Raw genomic sequence first — 23120 nt, 5'->3', positions numbered from 1 at the left:
GATGTGTATACGCTGGGAATCAATGCTGCCTATCACGACTGTTCCGCCTGTCTCGTCCATGACGGCGTCGTCGTGGCCGCTGCGGAGGAAGAACGTTTCACGCGCATCAAGCATGGCAAGCGGCCTGTACCGTTTTCGACCTGGCAACTGCCCTACCATGCGATCGACACCTGCCTGGCAGAAGCGGGCATCGCCCTGGCCGACGTGCATCACGTCGCCTATTCCTACAACCCGTCGCTGCTCCTCGGCGAGCATAACGGCAACACCGCCATACAACTTCCCCTCGAGCCATCCGCGCATGCTTCGTCCGAATGGACGGCGCCATGGGACCCGCTGTTCCTGTCATATATCGTGAACGCTCCCCGGCAGCTTGCCAGCGGCGCTCCGCATCATTTGCGCAAGCGTTTCCGCAACGTGCGCCATGACGGCCCCTACCGGTGGCATTTCGTCGAACATCATCTCGCGCACGAGGCCAGCGCATTCCTGGCGGCGCCTTTCGACGAGTGCGCCGTCCTCTCCATGGATGGCCGGGGCGAACTGGCGACCACCAGTTACGGCTTCTACCAGGACCGCCGCTACAAACGCATCAAGCAGGTCAACCTGCCGCATTCCCTCGGCCTGCTGTATGAGTCGGTGACCAGCTACCTCGGCTTCCTGCATTCTTCCGACGAATACAAGGTGATGGCGCTCGCCTCCTTCGGCAAGCCTGTCTATGCGCCGCTGCTGCGCGAAGTCGTGCATTACCTCGGCGACGGCAACTATGAAGTGCTGCCGGCCGAGTGGGAGCGCATGTTCGGTCCCGCCCGCGAGCGCGGCAGCGCGTTCACGTCCAGGCACATGGACATCGCTGCCTCGCTGCAGGCGGTGCTGGAAGAAATCGTGCTGCGCATGGCGGACTGGCTGCACGAGCAGACCGGCGCCGACAACCTGGCAATGGCGGGCGGCGTCGCGCTCAACTGCGTGATGAACGCACGGGTCAGGGATCGCGGCCGTTTCAAGCGCGTCTGGGTGCAGCCGGCGGCAGGCGATGCCGGGACGTCGCTGGGAGCGGCGCTCTGGATCGACAGCGCGCAGTGCGGGCCGTCGCAACGGCGCTGGCAGATGGACCATGCCTTCCTCGGCCCCGCTTACGGCGACGATGAGATAGAGGCTTTCCTGCGGCAGGCGAAGCTGCGTTATCGCCGGACGGCGGATTTGCCGGGCGAGGTGGCAGACCTGCTGATGCAGGACAAGGTCATCGGATGGTTCCAGGGGCGCATGGAGTTCGGCCCGCGCGCGCTCGGCGCGCGATCCATCCTCGCATCGCCGCTGGACGCCTCCATGCAGCAGCGGCTGAACCAGATCAAGGACAGGGAAGACTTCCGGCCGGTGGCGCCCGTGGTGCTGGAGGAAGAGGCGGCCAACTGGTTTGTCGACGGCGCCGTTTCACCGTTCATGGTCTTTGTCTACGACGTCCGGCCGGACAAGGCGGACCGCATTCCGGCCGTGCGCCATGTGGACGGAACGGCGCGCATCCAGACCATCAACCGCGGCCAGAACGCCGCCTACTACGACCTGCTCAAGGCATTCGCCGAACGCAGCGGGGTGCCGGTGCTCATCAACACCTCCTTCAATACGCGGGGCGAACCCGTTGTCTGTTCGCCCCGCGACGCGGTCGAATCCTTCTGCTCCACGCCGCTCGATGTCCTGGCGATCGGTCCCTTCATTGTGGAGAAGCCATGATGCGCGAGCCTCTGGCCGACAGCCTCTTCGGCGGCGTGCAGCCGCCGCGCAAGATCGCCGTGTTCCGCGCACTGCAACTGGGCGACATGCTGTGCGCCGTGCCGGCCCTGCGCGCATTGCGCGCGGCGGCGCCGCAGTCGCACATCACGCTCATCGGCCTGCCGTGGGCGGCAACCTTCGTCAAGCGATTCGGCAAGTACCTGGACGACCTGCTCGTCTTTCCAGGATTCCCCGCTTTTCCCGAGCAGCCTGCCCACCTGAACGCCGTGCCGCACTTCCTCTCGGAGGCGCAGCGCCAGCGATTCGACCTGGCGATCCAGATGCACGGCAGCGGCCCGCTGAGCAATCCGCTGACGGTGCTGTTTGCCGCCGAACGCTGCGCGGGCTTCCATGTGCCGGGCCAGTATTGCCCCGATCCGCGCAGCTTCCTGCCATGGGAAGAGCGCGAGCATGAGGTGCTGCGCAACCTGCGCCTGCTGGAGCACCTCGGTGTGCGGCGGCAGGGCGAGTACCTTGAATTCCCGCTGGCCGATGCCGACTATCGCGCGCTCCAGCGCAGCCAGATCAACCTGCCGGCTCCAGGCACTTACGTGTGCATCCATCCCGGCGCGCGCCTGCCGTCGCGGCGCTGGCTGCCGCAGCGCTTTGCCGAGGTGGCCGACCGCCTTGCAGCCGGCGGGATGAAGATCGTCCTGACCGGCGCCCAGGACGAAGCCGAGGTGGTGCGCGCGGTGCGCGGCGCCATGCGCATGCCGGCGCTGGACCTCTGCGGCAAGACCGACCTCGGCGCGCTGGGCGCGCTGCTGGCGCAGGCACGCCTCGTGGTCACCAATGACACCGGCATTTCGCACATGGCCGCCGCCGTGGCGACGCCGAGCGTCGTGGTGTCATGCGGCAGCGATCCAGCACGCTGGGCGCCGCTCGATATGGAACGCCATTCCGTGATCAGCGCCGACGTCCCCTGCCGCCCCTGCATGCACCACACCTGTCCGACCGCGCATGAATGCGCGGATGACGTGGGTGCTGACGTGGTGGCCGTGATGGCGGTGCGGGTGATCCGGAACTGGGAGCACAGGATCGCCGTGCGGGAGGAGAAATGAAGGAATCCGGCAGGCGGATACTGGTCACCGGCGGCGCCGGCTTCCTGGGTTCCCACCTCTGCGAGCGACTCCTTGCGCAGGGACAGGAGGTGCTGTGCCTGGACAACTTCTTTACAGGCAGCAAACGGAATGTCGCACACCTCCTGTCCGACCCGCGCTTCGAACTGATCCGGCACGACATCACGCTGCCGTTGCAGGTGGAGGCGGACGAGATCTACAACCTCGCCTGTCCCGCATCGCCCGTCCACTACCAGCATGATCCGATGCAGACCACGCGGACCAGCGTGCTCGGCGCGCTCAATGTCCTTGCGCTGGCCAGGCGGCTCAATGCAAAGGTATTGCAGGCGTCGACCAGCGAAGTTTACGGCGACCCGCAGGTGCATCCGCAAGCGGAGCACTATTGGGGACACGTCAACCCCATCGGCGTGCGCGCCTGTTACGACGAAGGGAAGCGTTGCGCGGAAACCCTGTTCATGGATTGCCGCCGGCAATACGGCACGGACATCAAGATCGCGCGCATCTTCAATACCTATGGACCGCGCATGCACCCGGAAGACGGCAGGGTGGTGTCGAACTTCATCATGCAGGCGCTGGCCGGCCAGCCGCTGACGGTGTATGGCGACGGTACGCAGACGCGCTCGTTCTGCTATGTGGACGACATGATCGACGCGCTTGTTCGCTTGATGGACAGTCCGCGCGAATTCCGCGGTCCGGTCAACCTCGGCAATCCGGGGGAATACACGATGCTGGAACTCGCCGATCGCGTCATCGCCATGTGCGGATCGACATCGGACATCGCTTTCCGGCCCTTGCCAGACGACGATCCCGTGCGCCGCCGTCCCGATATCTCGCTTGCGCGCTCCGCCCTCGGATGGGAACCCAGAATTGGGCTGGACGAGGGATTGCAGCGCACCATCGACTGCTTCCGCCGTTGCCTTGACGACGATCAGCCGGTGCGGGAACGCAGTTTGCATGGGCGGTAGATGAACAACAGAGGATGCAGTCGCCACGCTTGACCGACAGAGGTGCGATCATGAATCGATGCCGCGGGAAGTTCCAGAGGATGCCGTCTTTGCTTCGGTGCCTGTCCTTTGCCGGAGCCGTGCTTGCACTTGCAGGCTGCGGCGAGGGGCCGGGCAATCCGCGTCCCCCGTATTCGCCGCCACGCCCGGTGACCGAAGCCGGGAAGGTTTCCCCCGCTCACCTCGTGCTGCCCGCGTTGCCGGTGCGGCCCGCGCCCGGCATGATGTGACCTTGCCGCCCTGTTGCCCGTCTGCACAACAAGGAGAATGATGGACACAAGCGACACAAACGCGGGCCGGGCGTCGGTCTGGACCGCGACGGCAGAGGCTGTCAGCTTTCCCCGGCTGTCGCGCGACATCGAGGTTGACGTCGCCATCATCGGCGGAGGAATCACCGGCATTTCCACTGCCGCCTTGCTTGCCGCCGAAGGGCTGCGCGTGGCCGTGCTCGAGGCGGGCAGGATCGGCATGGGCGCGACGGGCCATTCCACCGGCAACCTGTACGGCATGGTCGGCGAACCGCTGCACAAGCTGGCGGCGAAGTGGGGCGACGACCAGGTCTGGAGGATGGTCGCCTCGCGCATGGCCGCGATTGACCTGGTTGAAAAAAATACCCGCGCCTTCGGCATCCAATGTAATTTCTCGCGCCAGCCATGGGTGCTGTACAGCGTCGATTCCTCGGCGGCAAGCAATGCCGTGATTGACCGGGAGTACCAGTGCATGCGGGACGCCGGGCTGGAAGCGCGTGTTACCACCGATATCCCCTTGCCGGTTGAAATCCATCGTGCGCTGGTGGTGTCGGGACAGGCGCAGTTCCATCCCTTGCGCTACGTGCGCCAGCTGGCGGAATCCATCCGGTCCGGCCGCTGCATGATTTTCGAGGAAACGCCGGTGTCCGGTATCGACGAGGAAGCCGGCGTCGTTACCGCTGGCGCGTACTCGGTCAAGGCCGGGCGTATCGTGATGGCCACGCATACGCCCAAGGGATTCAATGCGATCCAGACCGAACTGGGGCCGTACCGCGAGTACGCCGTTGCCGCGCCGTTGCGCACCCACCGGATGGCGGGGGGAATCTTCTGGAGCGTCGGCGCCGAAGCGACATCGACACGCCTGTTCGAGATGGATGGCAAAGCCTGGGTGATGATGATCGGCTGCAAGCACAAGACGGGCCAGAAGAACGATCCCGAAGCGGCTTTCGCGAAGCTCGATGCCTTGCTGCAGTCGCGCTTCGACGCGGACCCGACGGAATTCCGCTGGTCGGCCCAGCAATACCGCGCGGCGGACCATCTTCCGTATATCGGACCGAGCATCGGTGCGGAGCGCCTGCTGCTTGCCACCGGGTTTGCCGGGGACGGACTCACCTTCGGCACGCTGGCGGCGATGATCATTGCCGACCATATCGCCGGCCGGCCGAATCCCTACGCCGACCTGTACACGCCGCGCCGGTTCACGCCACTCAAGTCCGCCGGCTCCTTCCTGAAGGAAAACCTCAACGTCGCCGGCTACTACGTGAAGGATTACATCAAGGGCGGTGAAGTGACGCAGTTGTCGGAGGTGCCGCGCGGGGAAGGGCGCATTGTCGATCTCGACGGCGACAAGCTGGCGGTGTATCGCGACGACGCCTACCAGTTGCATATCGTGTCGCCGGTATGCACCCATCTCAAGTGCATCGTCCACTGGAACCAGGCCGAGCGCAGCTGGGATTGTCCGTGCCACGGCAGCCGCTTCTCCACCGACGGTGCGGTGCTGGAAGGTCCGGCCCTCACGCCGCTGGAAAAACGGATGATGCCGCCGGCAACCAACGACACATGGCTGTCTTAGAGCGGTTTGCGGATCCCTTGAACTGCACCGCAGACCGCTCTAATGGCATGGACCTTGCGTCACTGCGGCGAAAGGATGACAGGCACATGCATGACACCCTTTTGGAGACGGACAATGGTTTTATCGACTCGCGTCGAGCAGGTATCGGTACCGAATGAAAATGGCGCCATCGATGGCGTGTTGTGGCTTCCGGATGATCCCGTCGGGGTCATCCTGCTCGCGGACGGCAGGAGCGGGTACCGCGTGAAGCCGCCCATCGATTATGTCGGCACGGTGCTGCGCAACGCGCGCCTGGGCACCTTCTGGCTCGACCTGACGCCGCAAGGCGAGGCCGAACCTGCCGGCGCCGATCCCGGCACACTTGCGCGGCAGCTCGAGTCGGCATGCGACTGGCTGAAGGAGCACCATGCGGTGCGGGACCTTCCGGTCGGATTGTTTGGCGCCGGCATCGGCGTTGCCGCCGTGTTGCAGCTGGCGGCACAGCTTGGCTCCAGGGTGTTTGCCGTCGTGCTGCGCGGCGGGCGGGCGGATCTTGCTTCGCAGGGTAACCTTCCCCGGGTCAACGCGCCGACGCTGCTGATTGCCGGCAGCCTCGACGAGCGCGTGGTCGGCATCAACAGGGTCATCTATGCGGCGTTGCGCTGCAAGAAGCGCCTTGAAATCATTCCCGGCGCCACCCATTCCTTCGAGGAGCCGGGCAGCCTCGAAGTCGTCGCCCGCCTGACGCGCGCCTGGTACCTGCAGAACGTGCGGGTAAGGCATGTGTGAAGCACGTAATTTCTTCTGGCAGCAGAAGGAATTACACGGGCTGACGGCGCGAATCGCGGCTTGGTGCATATCAAGTAAAATGCTTTTTTGTCATCGTTGCCGAAACCGCGCAAGATGGCGGAAGTCAAACCGGCTGCAACTCTCCACGACCCGCACACCCATCTCGAAGGGGACTGCCATGAACAAGAAATTCGCACTGCCTGTGATGTTTTTCGCCGCTGTCCTTGCCGCCGGATGCGGCAGCATGGGCGGCAGCAAGGATGCCTCGGACAAGTCCGCCGGCCAGGTCGTCGACGATGCGGTAATCACATCGAAGGTGAAGGCGGCACTGCTCGCCGATCCCGATATCGCCGGCCTGAAGATCAACGTCGATACCGCCAAGGGCAAGGTCACCCTGAAAGGGGAAGTGAAGTCGCTCGCGCTGTGGCGCAAGGCCGAATCTCTGGCGCGTGGCGTGGAAGGGGTGCAGGCGGTCAACAACCAGCTGGTGATCACGGGCTGATGCCGCAGGGATACCGGGGCCGCGCATGCCGATGCATGCGCGGCGCCCCGCTGATATCTCAGGCGTAATCCACCTGGTTGTGCTTGGTCGTGACCAGCTTGTTCTGGGACAGCGACATCATCAGCACGGCAATCATTTCATGCATGATGATGGTGTGGCCGTTTGCGGTAGCCTGCAGGTACTCGCGCAGCTTTTCGCGCACAGCCTGCACGCCGGTCACATCGATGATGATGTCGACCTTGAGGCCGAGCATCGCGATGTCCATGAAATCGTTGGTGGTCTTGATCCCGCGCGCGCGCGCCACGGCCATGCCCGGCATGTCGTCCTTCAGGTCGGCCACGCCGACGACTTCGACGAACGATGCGTCCAGCAGCTGCTTGATGAGCGGCGTGCCGGTTTCGCCTGCGCCGATGATGCCTACACGGATTTTCTGCATTCTCAACTCCCATTTCCTCAAGTCTGAACATGTCCGCCGCGGTGTCGCGCGGCAGGGCTGGTGCCAGTCTCTGCCTCCGGCCTGCAAATGCCAATGATCCAGGTCAAAGATTGCTTTCCTGCGGGTTATTCCTTTGGCAGCAGGCGGCGGGCCGCAGGCACGATCATGTCGACATCCGATTCCGGGTAGGCGACGCAGGGGAGGATGTAGCCTTCGGCCTTTTCCTCGCGGGTGAGGCCTGGCCATTCGATGCGGTAGCCGACCTGTCCGCTGGCGAGCCGGCACATGCATGTGCGGCAGGTGCCGTTGCGGCAGGAGGCGGCAAGTTCGATGCCGGCCCGTCGCGCGGCGGTAAGCAGGGGCTCCGAGGCCGGGGCGTCGAATGTGAGGCCGGAAGGCTGGATACGGGCGGAAAACCGGGACGGGCTTGTCACTCTGGAAACGCTTTCAGGCCGGATGAACGGGGGACGCAGCCCCTTCGCCGACAACCGTATTCCACGGCCGCACGCGCCATTTCGCCACCAGCCCGCCGGTGACATAGGGATCGGCCCTGGCGAATGCCTCGACCACATCCGCCGAATCGGCCTGGAAGAACAGGACCGCGCTGTCCACGGGATCGGCCGTTACGCCGCCGAGGATCAATTCGCCACGCCGGTGCGATTCCCACGCCAGCTTCAGGTGGTCGTTGCGGAATTGTTCGCGCCGCGCCATGTAGTCGGGCACATAGTCGTAGAAAAGCAGGAAGTGCATTGTTCTCTTCTGAACGCCGGAAAGAGCCAATGATAGCTGCTCAGGCGAAAACCTGCGGACTGGCGGGTGTAGCGGGAGCAGCCTTTTCCCTTGGCGCAGCGTCGTGGAATGCTTCGATCACTGCACGCCGCACGTTGCGCCAATGCTCGCCGCGCCCGCGCACATGCTTCTGGTTGATCTCCAGTTCGATGCCGAGGTAGGCATCGGGCGGAAAGCGCCGCCGCAGGTAGACGGTGAAACCGTCGGCGGTACCCAGGTAGGGATAGTTCAGCCGGGTTTTCAGCATCGAGGCATACACCTTCAATGCGGTCTGCCAGCGCCGGCACAACCCCGTTTCCGCCGGGCGGGAGGGATCGTACAGCAAGCCGAGGTCGGCGCTGCGCACCTTGCCGGCAAGTTCGGGCGTGAAGCTGTGGCAGGACACATGCACCACCCGCATGCCCGCCGCGATGGCCTGCTCGATCTGCGTCTCGACTTTCATGCGGTAGGGGATGTAATAGCGTTTGAAGATTTCCTCGCGGATGTCTTGCGGCGCGCGGCGCGTCGCCTCCGAGTAGAGCTTGGGGTGGCTGGGCGAACGGTTCAGGTCGATCAGCAGTCGGCTGACGGTCGACACCATTAGCGGCGCGGAAAGCGCAGCGGCGAACTCGCGCGCAACGCGCAATGCCCCCACGTCATAGGCGCGATGGGTCCGCAGCAGCGGCGCGTGGCCGAGGAAAAAGTCGTGGTAGCGCGAGGGCACGCGGTTGCCGCCGTGCTCGCAGGTGATCAGGTAAAAATCCTTGGCCGGCAACTTGTCCTCACGGCAGGAACAGTTGTCCGGCACGCAGGCAGTCGCATAGTGCCCGGTAGACCGACAGCAGTTGCGGACGTGACGGCTGGCTGCCGGCGGCATGCAGCAGACGCCGCGCCAGCGGGCCATGTTCAAGGATGGCCTGCAGCGGTTCCGCCCAGTACTGCCGGTGCCGCGGATCGTCCTCCAGCATGCGTTCCACCAGATGCCGCCACAGCGCGGAGGCGGTGCAGCGGTTGCCGGGGAAATCGAGCAGGCGCAGGTAGGTTGCATTGTCGATGTTCGCCTCGTCGGCATCGTGGATGCATTCCTGCAGGATAGCCGCCAGTGCGGCTGTGTTCATTTCCTGCTGCCCAACCAGATTGTCCGCGTGGTACAGCCGGCGCACGAGATTCACGACCGCCGCCGCGATCGCCAGGTCGGCACGCGGGCACTCCTGCGTGTCCAGCACGCGTATTTCGATCGCATTGCGGTCGAAGCGCGCAATCGCGCCGCGCGAATTCAGCCATTCGTGCCGCAGTACCTTCTCCGGGTCGTGGGGCGCGATGGCGCGGTACATTGGCGCAAGAATCCGTTCCTCGTAGGCGGCGCGGCTGGTGATGGTTTCCGGCACGACCATGCCGGTGATCGAGGGAAATCCGCTGGCATTGTTGCAGTAGGTCCGCATGCGGTAGTCCATCCAGCCGGCAGGCCGTCCTTCCACGAACGGCGAACTGGCGGCGAGTGCAGGCAGGATCGGCAGCACCAGGCGGATCGCCGCATGCAGGCGTGCGAACTCGTCGTCATCGCCGAAGGGCAGGTTGATGTGCATGCTCTGCAGGTTGGCCCAGCCGTGGCTGCGGCTGTCGAAGATGCGGTCGTAGGTGCGGTAGATCGCTTCGTTGCCATGCGGCCAGAGGCGGGTTTCGGTGCGCGGTTCCATCCACGGATGCATCCCGCCCGGCATGAGACGGGCGCCGAAGGATTGCAGCCGGCGGTCGATCTCGCGTACTTCTGCCTCGAAGGCGTCGGTCAGCAGGCCAAGCGAGGCGGTGGGCCGGACATTCTTGATCTCGATTACATGCAGGACGAGTTCGTTGGACCAGCCCATCCTGCCGCGCGCAGTGTCGCTGCCGCCCTCCAGCAGACGATCCGCCACTGGCATTACCGACAGGTGCTCGCTGTCGACGATCATGTATTCCAGTTCGATGCCGCAGCCCATGAAGGCGTGCAGCAGCGGGGGCTCATCCTCGCTCATATCGATGTGTTTCCTTTCCTGGCTTCGATGCGCTTGCGGAAGACGCCCATGACTTCGCGGTAGAGCGCATCGGACAGCACGTCGTCTTCGTTGCCGGCATCCACATTCGGGTTGTCGTTGATCTCGATCACGTAGTACTGGCAACCGACCTGTTTCAGGTCGACGCCGTAGAAGCCGTCGCCGATCAGGTTGGCCGCCTGCACGGCAATCTTCACCACCTCGTCCGGCACCTCGCCGACCGACAGCGCCTCGGTGCGGCCTTCGGACATGCGCTGGTGCTCATGCTTGATGATCTGCCAGTGCCCGGGAGCCATGAAGTACTTGCAGACGAAGAGCGGGCGCTGGTCGAGCACGCCGATGCGCCAGTCGAACTCGGTCGGCAGGTATTCCTGGGCCAGCACGAGTTCCGATTCCTGCAGCAGCTCGTTGACCTTGTCCAGCAGCGCTTCCTCCGATTCGATCCTGACCACGCCCTGCGAGAAGGCGCCGTCGGGCTGTTTCAAAATGCAGGGCAGGCCGAGCGTGGCGACGATCTGGTCGACATTTCCCTTGTGCACCACCATGGTTTTCGGCGTGGGGATGTGGTGGCGGTTCAGCAGTTCGTTCAGGTAGATCTTGTTCGTGCAGCGCAGGATCGATTCCGGATCGTCGATGACGACCATGCCGGCCTCCGCCGCTTGGCGCGACAGCTCATAGGTGTAGTGGTCGACATTGGTGGTGTCGCGGATGAAGAGGGCGTCGAATTCGGCAATGCGGCGCGTGTCTTTCGGCGTGATCAGTTCCGCGGTCATGCCGAGCAGCTCGGCTGCTTCGCGGAACTTCTGGATGGCATCGGGGTTGGAGGGGGATTCGTTTCTTTGCGGGTCGTGGAGGATGGCGAGCGAGGGTTTTCGGGAGGCGGGCGTGCTCGTTCGTATCTTCTGTTCCTGCAGGTAATCCATCGCCGCGCGGGCGGCGAAATCCTGGTGGTGCGCCGGAATGTCGCGGATGCTGCCGGGGTAAATGCTGCACAGGTGCCAGCTTCCGTTTGCCTGCTCGAAACGCGCATGCAGCACCGGCGTGCGCAGGAGCTTGAACAGCTGCTCGCTCAAATGCGGATGCCCGGCTTCCGCATCCCGGCCGAAATACATGTTCAGGTCGACGAAATCCTCCGCCGTCCGAGCAAAGGAGCAATCGATCAGGTTGCCGAGCTTGCCGGTAATGTCCTGCACCACGCTGCCGGCATACAAATCCTTCATCGCCTGCACGTCGGGCACAGGCAGGTGGCCGCGCGCCTCGGCCAGCAGGGAAACGTAATAACCCTGGCTTTGGTAACGGTAGGTCCTGCAGAGGTTGAAGACTTTGGTGGATCCGATATCCCCGTAGGCGGGGTCCATGAGGTAAGTCTGGGCGGGTATGACGGTGACACCGGGTATGTCGCTGGGCCAATCTTGCTGTTGACTGACGACGAAAAGGATATTCATGGTACTTCCTGTCGCGGCGGACACCGCGGGTGGATGATGAGCAGGTTGGCGTCATGGGTCACGATGCCCAGCAGCACCGCATTGACAACCCGGTCTACGCTCAGCCAGTACTCCTGGGTGCCGGCATAAGGATTCTGTTGATAGGGATCGACGACCAGCACCTTGCGGCGCTCGCGGTCGTATCCGGCAATGATGACGAAATGCCCGGACGGCAGTCCGCGTACGTCGTCGGGTTCGTCGTCCGGTCCGTGTTCGCGGGCCACCCGGTAGAGGTAGGTCGAACTTAGTCCGGTGATGATGGGCAGTTTCCGGCGCAGGATGGCGCGGATCAGGTAGCGCGACAGGTCCAGCAGGCGCAGCCGTCCGCCGAGGCCGAGAAAATCGAGGTAGCCCGTGGTCGCGTGCTGCAGGCGGTAATCCATCTTCGTCTCACGCTGCTTCTGCAGACGGTCAGCGATGTCTATGCCCGGCTCGGTGAACCAGGTCGGGTCGAACACATTGAGGTTGTAGGTATAGATCGTCGCGCTGTAACCGCGGCGCAAGGCATCGCAGGCGAGGAACACGGCGAAGGTGCCGCCATGCTCGAGCCGGCCGGTGCGCTGGATCACCCCGGTGAGCGACTCGTCTTCTCCCCAGTAGCGGTAGACGGCATGCAGGCAGGTCGGACCGCAGGTGGTTTCGTCCGGCTGCGGAAGAATCTTGACGGGCAACTGCAGGATGTCTTGGCTCACGGGAAAGTGTTCCGGTCCTTGCTGAGATCAAACACGCGCTGCGCTTCTTCAGCGGCAGCAACAAGCGCTTAGCATTTTCGGTGCCAGACGATGATGATGGTGTGGCCTGCTTGAAGACTTCATGGCCGTGTAAAAGTTTCCAATGCATGCAGCTATTTCCGGCCGATTCCCGCTTTCCCTTCCGCAATCCGCGACTGCTGCGCGTTTCTGTTACGGGCATGAATGCTGCATCGGTGAATGAATGTCCGGAACGCGAGTCTTGCGCTCCCCCGTGAATTCGTCCAAGGAGGTTCCAGCCATGAAAAAAATATCGAGTCTTTTGATTGCGCTCGGCATGCTTTCCACGCCTGTGCTCGCTCAGGTGCATACAGCGCCGCAGCCGATGCCGGGAGCAGAATCTGCCGGCGCATCCGGCGACAGTTCCTCTGGCGCTTCCGGCTCCGGACCGATGCGTTCGGAAGCAGGCGCTGACCTGCAGCCGCCTCCATCTCCCATTGCACGGCTGAAGCCTGTCACCCAGGATGACGTCACCTATCTCTGCGGCGGCGTGGGCGAGGAAGAGTCCAGTTACATGAAACAGCAAGCGACGGGCTACGACCTGATGCTGACCTTTGCCACGCGCAGCGGCGCCTATCTTGCGGATGTGGATGTCGATATCCGCGACGCGAGCGGCAATACGGTACTGCAGCTGGCCTGCGATTCGCCCATCCTGCTGGTGGACCTGCCGCAGGGCGGCACCTACAAGGTACGTGCGGAGGCAGCGGGCTATACGCTGAACAAGTCGGTCAGGGTGGCCGGAGGCCGCAAGCAGTCACCGAAAGTCGCCAGCTCCATCCTTTCCTGGCCGCAGCAAGTAGCAGAGGGCGGCGGGTCGCCCACTTCCACCGGCAGCGGCTCCAGCGGCGACCGTGCCGCAGGCAGCGGTGCACGCTGACCATGGCGTCCAGCGTCGATCCACGCGCCGGCGTACTCGCTTCCACCCTGGGACATCCCGCCGGAAAGGCGCCGGAAGCGTCCCGGGGCGACCGCCGTATCATCCCCGACCGCCGCGCCGGCTACCGCCTGCAGGCGGAGTCACAGGACTTCACCGATTCGCAGTTCGTCCGCCGCACCGCCCTGGTCGTCAGCCTCGTCATCTTCACCGGGCTGATGCTGACCGCGATCTGGTACGCGAGCGATGTGTTCCTGGTCCTGTTCGCCGGCATCCTCATCGCCGTGCTGCTGCGCGCGCCGACCAACTGGCTGGTGGAGCGCGCGAAGTTCAAGGAGAGCCTGGCGCTCACCCTGTCTATCGCGGCCCTGGCCCTGTTCATCTTCGTGCTGTTCTATGTGTTCGCCGTGCCCATGGCGGAACAGGTCGGGCAGCTCCTGGACGAACTCCCGCGATCCATGGCCCGCATGCGGCAGTGGATGCGCCAGCATGAATGGGCCAAGCCCTTGCAGCCCTTGATCGCCGAGCTGTCCCGCATGCGCTTCGACTTCCAGATGCTGGGCCGGGCCCAGGGGCTCATCAGCTCCACCTTTTCCGCTGTCGGCGGGGCGGCTGTCGCCCTGTTCATCGGCATCTACCTCGCGGCCCAGCCGCGCCTGTACCAGCGCGGCATGATGCACCTGCTGCCGCGCAAGGGGCGGCCGCGCGCCTATGAGGTCATGGATGAAATCGGCGCCGTCCTGCGCTGGTGGCTGGTGGGGCGCCTGGTGACGATGACCCTGGTCGGCATCGCTGCCGGCATCGGACTCTGGTGGCTGGGCGTGCCGCTCGCTTTCACGCTCGGCGTCCTGACCGGCGTGCTGGAATTCATCCCCTACATCGGCCCGATCCTGGCGGCGGCCGCGCCCCTGCTCATTTCCTTCAATATCGACACGCAGCTCGCCTTTTACGTGCTGTTGCTGTACATCGGCATCCAGACCGCGGAGAACTACCTGCTCACGCCGCTGGTGGAGCAGCGTGCGGTGGCCCTTCCGCCGGCGCTGGTCATCTTCGGCACGCTGCTGCTTGCGGCGCTTGCCGGACCATTGGGCGTGGTCCTCGCATCTCCGCTGATCGCCGCCGGCATGGTGGCCGTCAAGCTGCTGTACGTGGAGGATGTGGTGGAGCAGCCGAAGCCGAAGGTATAGGCAGATCCGGAAAAGGACGGGCGAGACGCTGCCCGTCCTGCGAAATAGGGGAACAGGGGGCAAGGGCCAGGACGCAAAAACAGCCCCCTTGCGCGCAACGTGCGCCGAATGTGGAAACGGCACAAGCCCCGGAAGGGGCTCGAAGAGAGACAGCAGAAAGAGAGAACGCCTGTTACTTGTTCTTTTCTGCCGCGCCCTGCACCTTTTCACCGCCGCGTTCGACATCCTTGCCGAAACCCTTCATCGTGTTGCAAGCGGACAGGCTGAAGGCGAACATCATTATGCTCAGTATGGAAATGATTTTTTTCATGATTTTTTCCTTTCAGGTTGACAAATAAAACCAGGTGTTCCCGAAAATACCGTGCCGGTAACGACATGCCGGCGCGCTCCGGTGCTTAGTTGCTATTCATTCGTGCGGCCTTGCACGTACGCTCCTGCCATGGTTAAGACCTTGCCAAGCAGATCGACGTTCGTCTGATTGTTTGCCGTCAAAGTCCCGATCGCGGTGGCGCTCGTGGCAACCGTCTTGATAATCCTGCGGGGACCGATTGCCACCAGTGCCGCCACCCCTACCGCACACAGGACCGGATGGTCCATGAGGACGCGCATCAGGGTGCTGCGGGGAAAACGCGTCGGGACAGGGCGATGTGTCGGATAAACGTGTTGCACGTGCCCCGAAGGCGGCAATGCCCGGGCAGCGGCCGGATCGGCAGGGATCTGGTCGAGATCGGGGCCGCCGTTGAGTGCGCGCCGATAGCTTTCTCTACGCATTTGCATTCGCTCCAGGATGGCCTTCCGTTCTTCTTCAAGTGATGGACCGCTCATAGGGCTTCCTTGATGACGTCGATATCGCGCTGGAACTCCGTACGCAATGTCGTGGCGAGCGACGGCGAACGGAAATGCTTCAGGCACATGTTCAGGCTGACGCCCGCAATCGCGCCATACAGGAAGACCACGAACCACGCCGCCAGCGCCCGGTATTCCGACGTCCAGAAGCTGACGATGATCGCGATGCCGAGGAATATCGTGGCCAGCAATGCAAACAGGCCGGCCACGGCGAATCCCGCGATGCGAAGCGCAAGGTTGTGCTCGCGGATCTTCATCTCGACACGCAGCAGGTCCATGTAATCGCCGACGCGCTCCAGCGTGATCAGGTAGAGCTGCCTGGACTTGTGTAGGGCTGAAAACATGAGGGTCTTCCTTATGCGAAATTCCGGGACATCGCGACTCGCTCAACTGTCTAGCGGCGCTTGAACAGCAGGCCTAACAGCAGGCCGGTGCCCACGGCGACGGCGACGGATTGCATCGGCTTGTCCTTCACGTAGCCGGTGGTGGTTTCCATGCCGCGGTTGAACTGGCGCGAGGCTTCGCTGGCAATGCCCTTGGCGGCATAGCGCACCGAACTGAATTTCGCCATCAGTTGCGCATGGGCCTGCGACAGTTCGTCGTCGGACATGCTGGCGGAACGGTTGACCAGCGCATCCAGGTCGTTCTTCAGGCCGGAAAGTTCGCTGCGCAGCGTGGCCGCCGAGCGCTGCGCGGTGCCCTTCATCTCATTCATCGTGCCCCGGGTTGCTTGCGCAGCGGCGGACATGGTGTCGCTGCCATTGCCCGGCTTGACGGTTGTGGTTGAGGTGGGGGTCGAAGTATTGGTTGTATCCATGAATCGCTCCTTGACTGGATTAGACGGAATCCGCGCCTGATGCCGCGCGGATGGAACAGTTAAAGAAGGACACGCCTCTGCCGCATATGGCAGGGTGCGCAGTTGCGTTCATGAAAAAACGCGGCGCGTTGCATCGAACCTCCTTTTCTATGGCTGCTTCAGCGTTCAGCAAACGCTATGCCATGCGATGTCGGCCTGATAACAGGCAAGGACAGGGCGGAGCGGGAGGGAGAAGGGAGAGGGGAAGGGCGGAATCGGCAACGCAGCGTGCGGCAGGTAAAAAAAACGCACAACATTTTGTACACGCCGGATGTAATTATTGCAACCTCGTGGTTTTCCGCGACAAACATCTTGCCCGTTCTGACTGCGCGGAAACATAATGGCTGCTACTGTGCGCAGGGCAGGGAGGCTTTGCGCGACCACACCCGACCAGTACAAGAAAGGCAGCCATGTCCTCTACCTTCGGTCTTGAAGAAGCCCGTGCATACATGCATCAACTGCTCAAGGTCATGCACCAGCAGGGCGGTTCCGACCTCTTCATCTCCGCCGACTTCCCGCCCAGCATGAAGCACCAGGGCGCGATGAAGCCGCTCAGCCAGCAGAAGCTCACGGGCGAAGTCACGAAGAAGCTTGCGAATTCGCTGATGAACGAGAAGCAGCTCGCCGAATTCGAAAAGGACTTCGAATGCAATTTCGCCATCTCGATTCCGCAGGTCTGCCGCTTCCGCGTGAACGTCTTCGTGCAGCAGCAACAGGTGGGCATGGTGATCCGTACCATTGCGGCGGAGATCCCCAGCTTTGAAAAGCTGCAGCTGCCAGAGATTCTCAAGGACGTGATCATGACCAAGCGCGGCCTCGTGCTGGTCGTCGGCGGCACCGGCTCGGGCAAGTCGACCACGCTCGCGGCGATGATCGACCACCGCAACGCCAGCTCATCCGGCCACATCATCACCGTCGAGGATCCGGTCGAGTACGTCCACAAGAACAAGTCCTGCCTGATCACGCACCGCGAAGTCGGCGTCGACACCCACACCTGGCACCATGCGCTGAAGAACACGTTGCGCCAGGCTCCCGACGTGATCCTGATCGGCGAAATCCGCGACACCGAGACCATGGAGCACGCGATCGCCTTCGCCGAAACCGGCCACCTCTGCCTCGGCACGCTGCACGCCAACAATGCCAACCAGACCATCGACCGCATCATCAACTTCTTCCCCGAAGAGCGGCGCAACCAGCTGCTGGGCGACCTGTCCTCCAACCTGCGCGCAATCATCTCGCAGCGCCTGGTGAGGACAGAGGACGGCAAGGGCCGCAAGGCGGCGATCGAAATCCTGCTCAACACGCCCACCATCGCGGAACAGATCCTCAAGGGCCAGTTCCACGCCATCAAGGAAACGATGGCGAAATCGAAGGAACTCGGCATGCGCACCTTCGACCAGGCGCTGTTCGATCTGTACAACGACGGCTTCATCAGCTACGACGAAGCGATCCGCAACGCCGATTCGGCCAACGAGCTGCGCCTGCAGATCAAGCTGCGCGCGAGCCGCGGCAAGGACGGCGGTGGTGGGGCGGATGCGGGATTCAACCTGGCAATCACCGAGGAGCCGGAAGAGGAAGAAGAGGGCGACGAGAAGGCGAAGAAGTAGTCACGTTCTTTAGCAGGTTGTTGAAAAACGTAGCGAGCGGGTCGAGATTGGTGCGGAGAAGCGCAAGCGTACGAGTAGTACGCGAAGATTGCTGCCTCATTGCGCAAGTCAGATCCACGTAAGCAACCCGGACTAACCTGTATTCATCCAACGACAGGATGAACGCGGGAGGAGCCATGAACCATCGGTTCGGCACGCACGGCAACGCAGCCAGCAAGTCAGCAAAGCAGGGCAGGGTACACCCGCTGCCCGCGCCCCACGCAATCGCGCGCCCCATCGAATGCAGCTCGTTCCCGTCCATCCTCAAGCGCCTGGCGAGAATGTCCTTCCTCCGATTCTTCACACTGTGAGCAGCAACCCATCATGGGAACGTATCAAGCACCAACCAAGGAACAAGTCCGGGAATACCTGAAACGCCGTTTCGGCAGTAACGGACCTGTACCGTCGATCAGTGAAATCCGGAGTGAACTGGGATGGGGGCAGCGCCCGGTCCCGGCGAGCGATCCGGGCTGTCATGGGCACACGGCGTCCGAGAAGGAAGACAACGCGGCGTAATCAATCTGGAGAACCGGTTTGCCGCACAGGTCGAGACCGCCGTCTTCGATCCCTGGAGTACGCTGATGGACCATCGGCCGCTGGGGAATGTGATGAGGGCGCGCAAGGTCGTGTACTACGCCAGCGGAAAGACGCGTGGCGCCTTGTAAGCCCGGCCAAGCCGGGAGATAGCCGCGGGGCAGGGCACCGCGACTCGGTTGTATCGCACTAAGCCTTCTCCCCATCCCCCACCAGCCGCCGCGCCAGCTCCCCGCCGGTCCCGCGCCAGAACTCCCTGTCTGCCAGCCGCACGCGATGCGCCGCTTGCTCCATGTGCTCCTTCGCCGCCGCGCGCGCCAATTCCGGATCGCTCGCCGCGATCGCATTCGCGATCTTTTCATGTTCGGCCTGCACCTGCCGCGCAAAGTCTTCCCGCCGCGCTTCATTCGCACGCGTGACCTTCACCGCCGAGCGGATCGGCTGTGAAAACATTTCCACGAAACGCACCCAGTAGGGGTTGCCGGTTGCCACAGCGATGCACTGGTGGAATTTGGCATCCTCTTCCACACCGTCCTCACCGGCAGTAACGGCTTCCTCGATGCGGCGCAGCGCATATTCGATATCGGCGAGCTGTCCGGGGCTGCGGCGCACGGCGGCCAGGGCGGCAATCTCGGCTTCGATGCCGCGGCGGACTTCGATCACGTTGAGCAGGGACTGGATCGATTGTTCGGTCATGCGGTCGGCGCGCAGCGTGTGTGCAGCGTCCATATTGCGCACGAATGCGCCGCTTCCCTTGCGGGTCTCCAGCAAGCCGTCTGCCTTGAGCAGGGCGATCGCCTCGCGGATCACCGTGCGGCTGACGCCGAAATGCTGCGCCATCGCCTGCTCGGAGGGCAGCCGCGAACCCGGCGCCAGGTCTTCGAGGCGGATCTTGTTCAGCAGTTGTTCCGCCACGCGCGAACCGAGCGTGCCGGTCGGGAAGCTCGCGTCGGCCACAGCGGCACGCGGGACGAAAGGATTGGTCTGGTCCATGGATTTTTCCTATAGGCAAGCAAGTCCGTCGCGCCTGGAAATAGTGCAAAAAGTTGTCTACTCACTATACAGCATACGGACAATTAAAACAGCTTGACATACAGGATAGTCGTTTCTATCATACAGCCATACAGCTTTCATACAACTTCCACCCGGTTAATAAAACAGCAAAAAGCGCCGGGCGGATGAGAAGAGCGGAATTCCAAACTTAGGAGACATGCATGACTTCCCCCATCTCACCGGTGGCCGGATCCGCCGGGTTCGTCACAAACGTACCCGCCGAGGAATCCGCCGTGTACCGAAAAGTGACGTGGCGCCTGATTCCGTTCCTGATGCTGTGCTACGTGGTCGCATATCTCGACCGCGTCAACGTCGGCTTCGCCAAGCTGCAGATGCTCAACGACCTGAAGTTCAGCGAAACCGTGTACGGCCTCGGCGCCGGGGTGTTCTTCATCGGTTATTTCCTGTTCGAGGTGCCGAGCAACGTGATCCTGCATCGCGTCGGCGCGCGCGTCTGGATCGCTCGCATCATGATTACCTGGGCGATCATCTCCGGCGCCTTCATGTTTGTCACCACGCCGGCCGCGTTCTATGTGATGCGCTTCCTGCTCGGCGTGGCCGAGGCCGGCTTTTTCCCCGGCATCATCCTGTATCTCACCTACTGGTATCCGGCGGAGCGCCGCGCGCGCATCGTTGCCACCTTCATGGCCGCGATCCCCTTGTCCGGCGTGTTCGGCGGCCCGCTGTCCGGCTGGATCATGGAATCCTTTGCCGGCGTCAACGGCTGGGCCGGCTGGCAATGGATGTTCCTGATCGAAGCGGTTCCCGCCGTGGTGATGGGCATCGCCGTGCTGCTGTACCTCGACAACGGCATCCGTTCCGCGAAGTGGCTGAGCGACGATGAAAAGCGCATCCTCGAAGCGCGCATTGCACAGGATTCCAGGGGCAAGGTCGAGCACCCGTCGCTGCGTGCCGTGTTCGCCGACCGCCGCATCTGGCTGATGTCCCTGATCTACTTCTGCTGCGTCATGGGCCAGTACGGATTGACGTTCTGGATGCCGACGCTGGTAAAGTCCGCCGGCATCACGGGCGTGTTCAACATCGGGCTGTTCACCGCCATTCCCTACACCTGTGCCGTGATTGCCATGCTGCTGTTCGGCCGCAGCGCTGACCGCATGGGCGAGCGCCGCTGGCACCTGGCCGTGCCGATGCTGCTGGGTGCGGCTGGCCTGGTCGGCAGTGCGCTTGCCGGAGGCAACACGACCGTCGCCGTCGCCTTCCTGGCCCTGGCTGCCGCCGGCGTCATTTCGTCCGCGCCGATGTTCTGGAGCTTGCCGACGGCCTTCCTCGGCGGCACGGCGGCAGCGGCCGGCATCGCCGCGATCAATTCCGTCGGCAATCTCGCTGGCTTTGCCAGCCCGTACCTGATCGGATGGCTGAAAGACATGACGCAAAGCACCAACGCCGGCATGTATCTGCTCGCCTGTGTGCTGGTGGCCGGCTGTTTCGCCGTGCTGTCCGTGCCTGCGCGGCTGGTCAACCGCTGATAGCGATTGCCGGCATCTCTTCCCCAATACAAGGAGCAAGTCAACATGAACAAGCAAGTCCGTCGAGTCGGTGTTATCGGCCTGGGCGCGATGGGAATGGGCATCGCCCAGTCCCTGTTGCGCGAAGGTTTCGAAGTGCATGCCTGCGATGTGCGCCCGGAAGCGGTCGGTCAATTGGTCGAGGCCGGGGCAAAGGCTGCCGCGTCCCCCGCAGCGATGGCCGAGGCCGTCGACGCGCTGCTGATCGTCGTCGTCAATGCGCAGCAGACCGAGCAGGTGCTGTTCGGCGAGAACGGCGCCGCCGCGCATCTCGCGCCGGGTTCCATCGTCATCGCCTGCGCCACCGTTTCGCCCGAATTTGCCGAAGCGCTCGGCGCACGCCTGCAGCAGATGGGGCTGCAGTTCATCGACGCGCCGATCTCCGGGGGCGCGGCCAAGGCCGCCGCAGGGCAGATGTCGGTGATGGCATCCGGCGCACCCGAAACCTTCGAGTGCTGCGAAGAGCTCTTCAATGCCATCGCCAGCCGCCTGTACCGCCTCGGCGACAAGCCGGGCCAGGGATCGAAGGTGAAGATGATCAATCAGTTGCTGGCCGGTGTACACATCGCCGCCGCCGCCGAAGCGGTCGCGCTTGGACTGCGCGCCGGATGCGAGCCGAATGCGCTGTATGAGGTGATCAGCAACAGCGCCGGCAGCTCCTGGATGTTCCAGAATCGCGTGCCGCACATCCTGACCGGCGACTATCGTCCGCTGTCGGCGGTGAACATCTTCGTGAAGGACCTGGGCATCGTGCTCGACTATGCGAAGAAGAGCGTGTTCCCGTTGCCGTTGTCGGCCGCGGCGCACCAGATGTTCATGCAGGCGTCCGCGGCCGGACACGGCGGCGAGGACGATTCCGCCGTGGTGAAGATTTTCCCCGGCATTGAATTGCCGGCCGCGCAGGCCTGACAGGGGACGACCATGCCAGCACTTTTGGGTTGCATCGCCGACGACTTCACCGGTGGCACCGACCTGGCCGGCATGCTGGTGAAAGCCGGCATGCGCACTGTCCAGCTGATCGGCGTGCCGGACGGTCCGCTGCCGGAAGGCGTCGACGCGGTGGTCGTGGCGCTGAAATCACGCACCAGTCCGGTCGACGACGCCGTCGCCGAGTCCCTGGCCGCGCTGAAATGGCTGCAGCAAGCCGGCTGCCGTCAGTTCTATTTCAAGTACTGTTCCACCTTCGATTCCACCCCGCGCGGCAACATCGGCCCGGTGGCGGAAGCGCTGATGAAGGCGCTGGGCACCTCGTTCACTATCGCCTGCCCGGCATTCCCCGCCAATGCGCGCACCATCTACAAGGGCTGCCTCTTCGTCGGCGACGTGCCGCTGAACGAGTCCGGCATGCGCAACCATCCGCTGACGCCGATGACCGATGCCAACCTGGTGCGCGTGCTGCAGCAGCAGGTGCAGGGCAAGGTCGGCCTGGTCGAGTACGCCACTGTCAGCCAGGGCGCTGACGCTGTCGGCCGGCGCTTTACCGCCTTGCGCGAGCAGGGCGTGGGCATGGCGATTGTCGATGCACTGTCGAACGCGGACCTTGAAGCCATCGGTACTGCATGCGCGAACATGCCGCTCATCACCGGCGGTTCGGGCATTGCCCTGGGGCTCCCGCAAAATTTCCGCCGGATCGGCCTGCTGTCGCAGTCCGTCGTTGCGGACGCGCTGCCCGGAACCGGCGGCCATCGCGCGGTTATTTCCGGAAGCTGCTCGGTGGCGACCAACAGGCAGGTGGCACTGATGCGAGAGCGCGCGCCGGCGTTCAACATTGACCCCATGCGCCTTGCATGCGGTGAAGACCTCGCGAGCGCCGCCCTCGACTGGGCCCGGTCGCGCGTCGGCAAGGAACCCATCCTTGTGTACGCCACCGCAACGCCGGAGACGGTCAGGCAGGCGCAAGCCAAACTCGGTGCGGTGCATGCCGGCGAGCTGGTCGAGAACGCGCTCGCCAGGGTCGCACGCGGCCTCGTCGATCTTGGCGTCGGCCAGTTGATCGTTGCCGGCGGCGAGACTTCCGGCGCGGTGGTGAAGGCGCTCGGCGTCACCGGCCTGCGCATCGGACCCGAAATCGACCCCGGTGTGCCCTGGACCACCTCGCTGAACAAGGTTTCAGGCGATCGCCCCATTGCACTCGCCCTCAAGTCCGGCAACTTCGGCAGCGACGATTTCTTCTTCAAGGCATGGGGCAAGCTGTGA

Annotated in this window: 27 protein-coding genes; 15 read left to right on the top strand and 12 right to left on the bottom strand. The window is 63.4% G+C overall.

Annotated elements, in window-relative coordinates; genetic code table 11:
• Positions 1 to 3: 3 nt before the first annotated feature.
• From AC3WOY_RS06120 to AC3WOY_RS06090, 7 genes are all read left to right on the top strand, one after another.
• Complete coding sequence (locus AC3WOY_RS06120; protein ID WP_492421785.1) at positions 4 to 1722, top strand: carbamoyltransferase family protein; 1719 nt, start codon at positions 4 to 6, stop codon at positions 1720 to 1722.
• Complete coding sequence (locus AC3WOY_RS06115) at positions 1719 to 2822, top strand: glycosyltransferase family 9 protein (protein WP_492421783.1); 1104 nt, start codon at positions 1719 to 1721, stop codon at positions 2820 to 2822. The genes AC3WOY_RS06120 and AC3WOY_RS06115 overlap by 4 nt, the downstream gene beginning before the upstream one ends.
• Positions 2819 to 3805, top strand: a complete 987-nt coding sequence (locus AC3WOY_RS06110; RefSeq protein WP_492421781.1) for a UDP-glucuronic acid decarboxylase family protein — start codon at positions 2819 to 2821, stop codon at positions 3803 to 3805. The genes AC3WOY_RS06115 and AC3WOY_RS06110 overlap by 4 nt, the downstream gene beginning before the upstream one ends.
• A 119-nt stretch (positions 3806 to 3924) precedes the next feature.
• The gene (locus tag AC3WOY_RS06105) at positions 3925 to 4074 is read left to right on the top strand and encodes a hypothetical protein (protein ID WP_492421779.1); all 150 of its coding nucleotides are present in this window, start codon (positions 3925 to 3927) and stop codon (positions 4072 to 4074) included.
• Positions 4075 to 4111: 37 nt separating this feature from the next.
• Positions 4112 to 5665, top strand: coding sequence for an FAD-dependent oxidoreductase (locus tag AC3WOY_RS06100; RefSeq protein WP_492421777.1), 1554 nt, complete (start codon positions 4112 to 4114; stop codon positions 5663 to 5665).
• Positions 5666 to 5779: 114 nt separating this feature from the next.
• A complete protein-coding gene (locus tag AC3WOY_RS06095) occupies positions 5780 to 6433 on the top strand; it encodes a dienelactone hydrolase family protein (RefSeq protein WP_492421775.1) in 654 nt (217 codons plus the stop codon).
• A gap of 178 nt (positions 6434 to 6611) precedes the next feature.
• The gene (locus AC3WOY_RS06090) at positions 6612 to 6935 is read left to right on the top strand and encodes a BON domain-containing protein (RefSeq protein ID WP_492421773.1); all 324 of its coding nucleotides are present in this window, start codon (positions 6612 to 6614) and stop codon (positions 6933 to 6935) included.
• Between the two features lie 58 nt (positions 6936 to 6993).
• Here AC3WOY_RS06090 and AC3WOY_RS06085 read toward each other — a convergent pair whose 3' ends face one another.
• The 7 genes from AC3WOY_RS06085 to AC3WOY_RS06055 form a co-directional block, all read right to left on the bottom strand.
• Positions 6994 to 7371 (bottom strand): oxidoreductase, encoded by a 378-nt coding sequence (locus AC3WOY_RS06085; RefSeq protein WP_492421771.1) that lies wholly within the window; start codon positions 7369 to 7371, stop codon positions 6994 to 6996.
• A gap of 125 nt (positions 7372 to 7496) precedes the next feature.
• Positions 7497 to 7805 carry a 2Fe-2S iron-sulfur cluster-binding protein gene (locus AC3WOY_RS06080; RefSeq protein ID WP_492421769.1) on the bottom strand — a complete coding sequence of 103 codons (309 nt, stop codon included), beginning with the start codon at positions 7803 to 7805 and terminating at the stop codon, positions 7497 to 7499.
• A 13-nt stretch (positions 7806 to 7818) separates the two neighbouring features.
• Positions 7819 to 8121, bottom strand: a complete 303-nt coding sequence (locus AC3WOY_RS06075) for a YciI-like protein (RefSeq protein ID WP_492421767.1) — start codon at positions 8119 to 8121, stop codon at positions 7819 to 7821.
• Between the two features lie 40 nt (positions 8122 to 8161).
• Positions 8162 to 8914, bottom strand: coding sequence for an N-formylglutamate amidohydrolase (locus AC3WOY_RS06070; protein ID WP_492421765.1), 753 nt, complete (start codon positions 8912 to 8914; stop codon positions 8162 to 8164).
• A 7-nt stretch (positions 8915 to 8921) separates the two neighbouring features.
• On the bottom strand, positions 8922 to 10151 hold the full coding sequence (locus AC3WOY_RS06065) for a carboxylate-amine ligase (protein ID WP_492421763.1): 1230 nt from the start codon (positions 10149 to 10151) through the stop codon (positions 8922 to 8924).
• Positions 10148 to 11614 (bottom strand): RimK family ATP-grasp domain-containing protein, encoded by a 1467-nt coding sequence (locus AC3WOY_RS06060; protein WP_492421761.1) that lies wholly within the window; start codon positions 11612 to 11614, stop codon positions 10148 to 10150. Before AC3WOY_RS06060 ends, AC3WOY_RS06065 begins: the two co-directional genes overlap by 4 nt.
• Positions 11611 to 12345, bottom strand: coding sequence for a C39 family peptidase (locus tag AC3WOY_RS06055; RefSeq protein WP_492421759.1), 735 nt, complete (start codon positions 12343 to 12345; stop codon positions 11611 to 11613). The genes AC3WOY_RS06060 and AC3WOY_RS06055 overlap by 4 nt, the downstream gene beginning before the upstream one ends.
• A gap of 298 nt (positions 12346 to 12643) precedes the next feature.
• Between AC3WOY_RS06055 and AC3WOY_RS06050 the strand changes: the two genes are divergently transcribed.
• Entirely contained in the window at positions 12644 to 13279 is a 636-nt protein-coding gene (locus tag AC3WOY_RS06050) for a hypothetical protein (protein ID WP_492421757.1), read from the top strand.
• Positions 13280 to 13281: 2 nt separating this feature from the next.
• Positions 13282 to 14463: an AI-2E family transporter gene (locus tag AC3WOY_RS06045; protein ID WP_492421755.1), complete on the top strand. Its 1182-nt coding sequence runs from the start codon at positions 13282 to 13284 to the stop codon at positions 14461 to 14463.
• 172 nt (positions 14464 to 14635) lie between these two features.
• On the opposite strand, the gene AC3WOY_RS06040 is transcribed toward AC3WOY_RS06045, so the two are convergent.
• The 4 genes from AC3WOY_RS06040 to AC3WOY_RS06025 all read right to left on the bottom strand — a co-directional run bounded on the left by AC3WOY_RS06040 (position 14636) and on the right by AC3WOY_RS06025 (position 16126).
• Positions 14636 to 14743 carry an entericidin A/B family lipoprotein gene (locus tag AC3WOY_RS06040; protein ID WP_492429207.1) on the bottom strand — a complete coding sequence of 36 codons (108 nt, stop codon included), beginning with the start codon at positions 14741 to 14743 and terminating at the stop codon, positions 14636 to 14638.
• Positions 14744 to 14865: 122 nt separating this feature from the next.
• Entirely contained in the window at positions 14866 to 15288 is a 423-nt protein-coding gene (locus AC3WOY_RS06035; RefSeq protein WP_492421753.1) for a hypothetical protein, read from the bottom strand.
• Positions 15285 to 15653, bottom strand: coding sequence for a phage holin family protein (locus AC3WOY_RS06030; protein ID WP_492421751.1), 369 nt, complete (start codon positions 15651 to 15653; stop codon positions 15285 to 15287). Before AC3WOY_RS06030 ends, AC3WOY_RS06035 begins: the two co-directional genes overlap by 4 nt.
• 50 nt (positions 15654 to 15703) lie before the next feature.
• On the bottom strand, positions 15704 to 16126 hold the full coding sequence (locus AC3WOY_RS06025; RefSeq protein WP_492421749.1) for an ElaB/YgaM/YqjD family protein: 423 nt from the start codon (positions 16124 to 16126) through the stop codon (positions 15704 to 15706).
• Positions 16127 to 16575: 449 nt separating this feature from the next.
• On the opposite strand from AC3WOY_RS06025, the gene AC3WOY_RS06020 reads away from it, so the two are divergent.
• The 3 genes from AC3WOY_RS06020 to AC3WOY_RS06010 all read left to right on the top strand — a co-directional run bounded on the left by AC3WOY_RS06020 (position 16576) and on the right by AC3WOY_RS06010 (position 18476).
• A complete protein-coding gene (locus tag AC3WOY_RS06020) occupies positions 16576 to 17772 on the top strand; it encodes a PilT/PilU family type 4a pilus ATPase (protein ID WP_492421747.1) in 1197 nt (398 codons plus the stop codon).
• A 176-nt stretch (positions 17773 to 17948) separates the two neighbouring features.
• A complete protein-coding gene (locus tag AC3WOY_RS06015; RefSeq protein ID WP_492421745.1) occupies positions 17949 to 18122 on the top strand; it encodes a hypothetical protein in 174 nt (57 codons plus the stop codon).
• A gap of 123 nt (positions 18123 to 18245) precedes the next feature.
• Positions 18246 to 18476 (top strand): hypothetical protein, encoded by a 231-nt coding sequence (locus tag AC3WOY_RS06010; protein ID WP_492421743.1) that lies wholly within the window; start codon positions 18246 to 18248, stop codon positions 18474 to 18476.
• A 58-nt stretch (positions 18477 to 18534) separates the two neighbouring features.
• On the opposite strand, the gene AC3WOY_RS06005 is transcribed toward AC3WOY_RS06010, so the two are convergent.
• Positions 18535 to 19338 carry a FadR/GntR family transcriptional regulator gene (locus AC3WOY_RS06005; RefSeq protein WP_492421741.1) on the bottom strand — a complete coding sequence of 268 codons (804 nt, stop codon included), beginning with the start codon at positions 19336 to 19338 and terminating at the stop codon, positions 18535 to 18537.
• 221 nt (positions 19339 to 19559) lie between these two features.
• Between AC3WOY_RS06005 and AC3WOY_RS06000 the strand changes: the two genes are divergently transcribed.
• Genes AC3WOY_RS06000 through otnK form a run of 3 tightly spaced genes read left to right on the top strand, consistent with a single transcriptional unit; the run spans position 19560 to position 23120 of the window.
• Positions 19560 to 20885: an MFS transporter gene (locus AC3WOY_RS06000; protein ID WP_492421739.1), complete on the top strand. Its 1326-nt coding sequence runs from the start codon at positions 19560 to 19562 to the stop codon at positions 20883 to 20885.
• A gap of 45 nt (positions 20886 to 20930) precedes the next feature.
• Positions 20931 to 21833, top strand: coding sequence for an L-threonate dehydrogenase (gene ltnD / locus AC3WOY_RS05995; RefSeq protein ID WP_492421737.1), 903 nt, complete (start codon positions 20931 to 20933; stop codon positions 21831 to 21833).
• A 12-nt stretch (positions 21834 to 21845) separates the two neighbouring features.
• Positions 21846 to 23120: a 3-oxo-tetronate kinase gene (otnK, locus tag AC3WOY_RS05990; RefSeq protein ID WP_492421735.1), complete on the top strand. Its 1275-nt coding sequence runs from the start codon at positions 21846 to 21848 to the stop codon at positions 23118 to 23120.

The sequence above is a fragment of the Noviherbaspirillum sp. FW303-A3 genome, assembly GCF_058788695.1.
Note: the sequence above shows the minus strand (reverse complement) of the source record. Positions and strands in the feature narration are given on the sequence as shown.

Coding starts and splice junctions, on each gene's coding strand:
- AC3WOY_RS06005 (WP_492421741.1), bottom strand. CDS start 19,338: ATGGACCAGACCAATCCTTTCGTCCCGCGTGCCGCTGTGGCCGACGCG.
- AC3WOY_RS06035 (WP_492421753.1), bottom strand. CDS start 15,288: ATGAGCGGTCCATCACTTGAAGAAGAACGGAAGGCCATCCTGGAGCGA.
- AC3WOY_RS06000 (WP_492421739.1), top strand. CDS start 19,560: ATGACTTCCCCCATCTCACCGGTGGCCGGATCCGCCGGGTTCGTCACA.
- AC3WOY_RS06020 (WP_492421747.1), top strand. CDS start 16,576: ATGTCCTCTACCTTCGGTCTTGAAGAAGCCCGTGCATACATGCATCAA.
- AC3WOY_RS06040 (WP_492429207.1), bottom strand. CDS start 14,743: ATGATGTTCGCCTTCAGCCTGTCCGCTTGCAACACGATGAAGGGTTTC.
- AC3WOY_RS06025 (WP_492421749.1), bottom strand. CDS start 16,126: ATGGATACAACCAATACTTCGACCCCCACCTCAACCACAACCGTCAAG.
- AC3WOY_RS06050 (WP_492421757.1), top strand. CDS start 12,644: ATGAAAAAAATATCGAGTCTTTTGATTGCGCTCGGCATGCTTTCCACG.
- AC3WOY_RS06045 (WP_492421755.1), top strand. CDS start 13,282: ATGGCGTCCAGCGTCGATCCACGCGCCGGCGTACTCGCTTCCACCCTG.
- AC3WOY_RS06115 (WP_492421783.1), top strand. CDS start 1,719: ATGATGCGCGAGCCTCTGGCCGACAGCCTCTTCGGCGGCGTGCAGCCG.
- AC3WOY_RS06060 (WP_492421761.1), bottom strand. CDS start 11,614: ATGAATATCCTTTTCGTCGTCAGTCAACAGCAAGATTGGCCCAGCGAC.
- AC3WOY_RS06090 (WP_492421773.1), top strand. CDS start 6,612: ATGAACAAGAAATTCGCACTGCCTGTGATGTTTTTCGCCGCTGTCCTT.
- AC3WOY_RS06030 (WP_492421751.1), bottom strand. CDS start 15,653: ATGTTTTCAGCCCTACACAAGTCCAGGCAGCTCTACCTGATCACGCTG.
- AC3WOY_RS06010 (WP_492421743.1), top strand. CDS start 18,246: ATGGGGGCAGCGCCCGGTCCCGGCGAGCGATCCGGGCTGTCATGGGCA.
- AC3WOY_RS06085 (WP_492421771.1), bottom strand. CDS start 7,371: ATGCAGAAAATCCGTGTAGGCATCATCGGCGCAGGCGAAACCGGCACG.
- otnK (WP_492421735.1), top strand. CDS start 21,846: ATGCCAGCACTTTTGGGTTGCATCGCCGACGACTTCACCGGTGGCACC.
- AC3WOY_RS06100 (WP_492421777.1), top strand. CDS start 4,112: ATGATGGACACAAGCGACACAAACGCGGGCCGGGCGTCGGTCTGGACC.
- AC3WOY_RS06110 (WP_492421781.1), top strand. CDS start 2,819: ATGAAGGAATCCGGCAGGCGGATACTGGTCACCGGCGGCGCCGGCTTC.
- ltnD (WP_492421737.1), top strand. CDS start 20,931: ATGAACAAGCAAGTCCGTCGAGTCGGTGTTATCGGCCTGGGCGCGATG.
- AC3WOY_RS06065 (WP_492421763.1), bottom strand. CDS start 10,151: ATGAGCGAGGATGAGCCCCCGCTGCTGCACGCCTTCATGGGCTGCGGC.
- AC3WOY_RS06095 (WP_492421775.1), top strand. CDS start 5,780: ATGGTTTTATCGACTCGCGTCGAGCAGGTATCGGTACCGAATGAAAAT.
- AC3WOY_RS06015 (WP_492421745.1), top strand. CDS start 17,949: ATGAACCATCGGTTCGGCACGCACGGCAACGCAGCCAGCAAGTCAGCA.
- AC3WOY_RS06075 (WP_492421767.1), bottom strand. CDS start 8,121: ATGCACTTCCTGCTTTTCTACGACTATGTGCCCGACTACATGGCGCGG.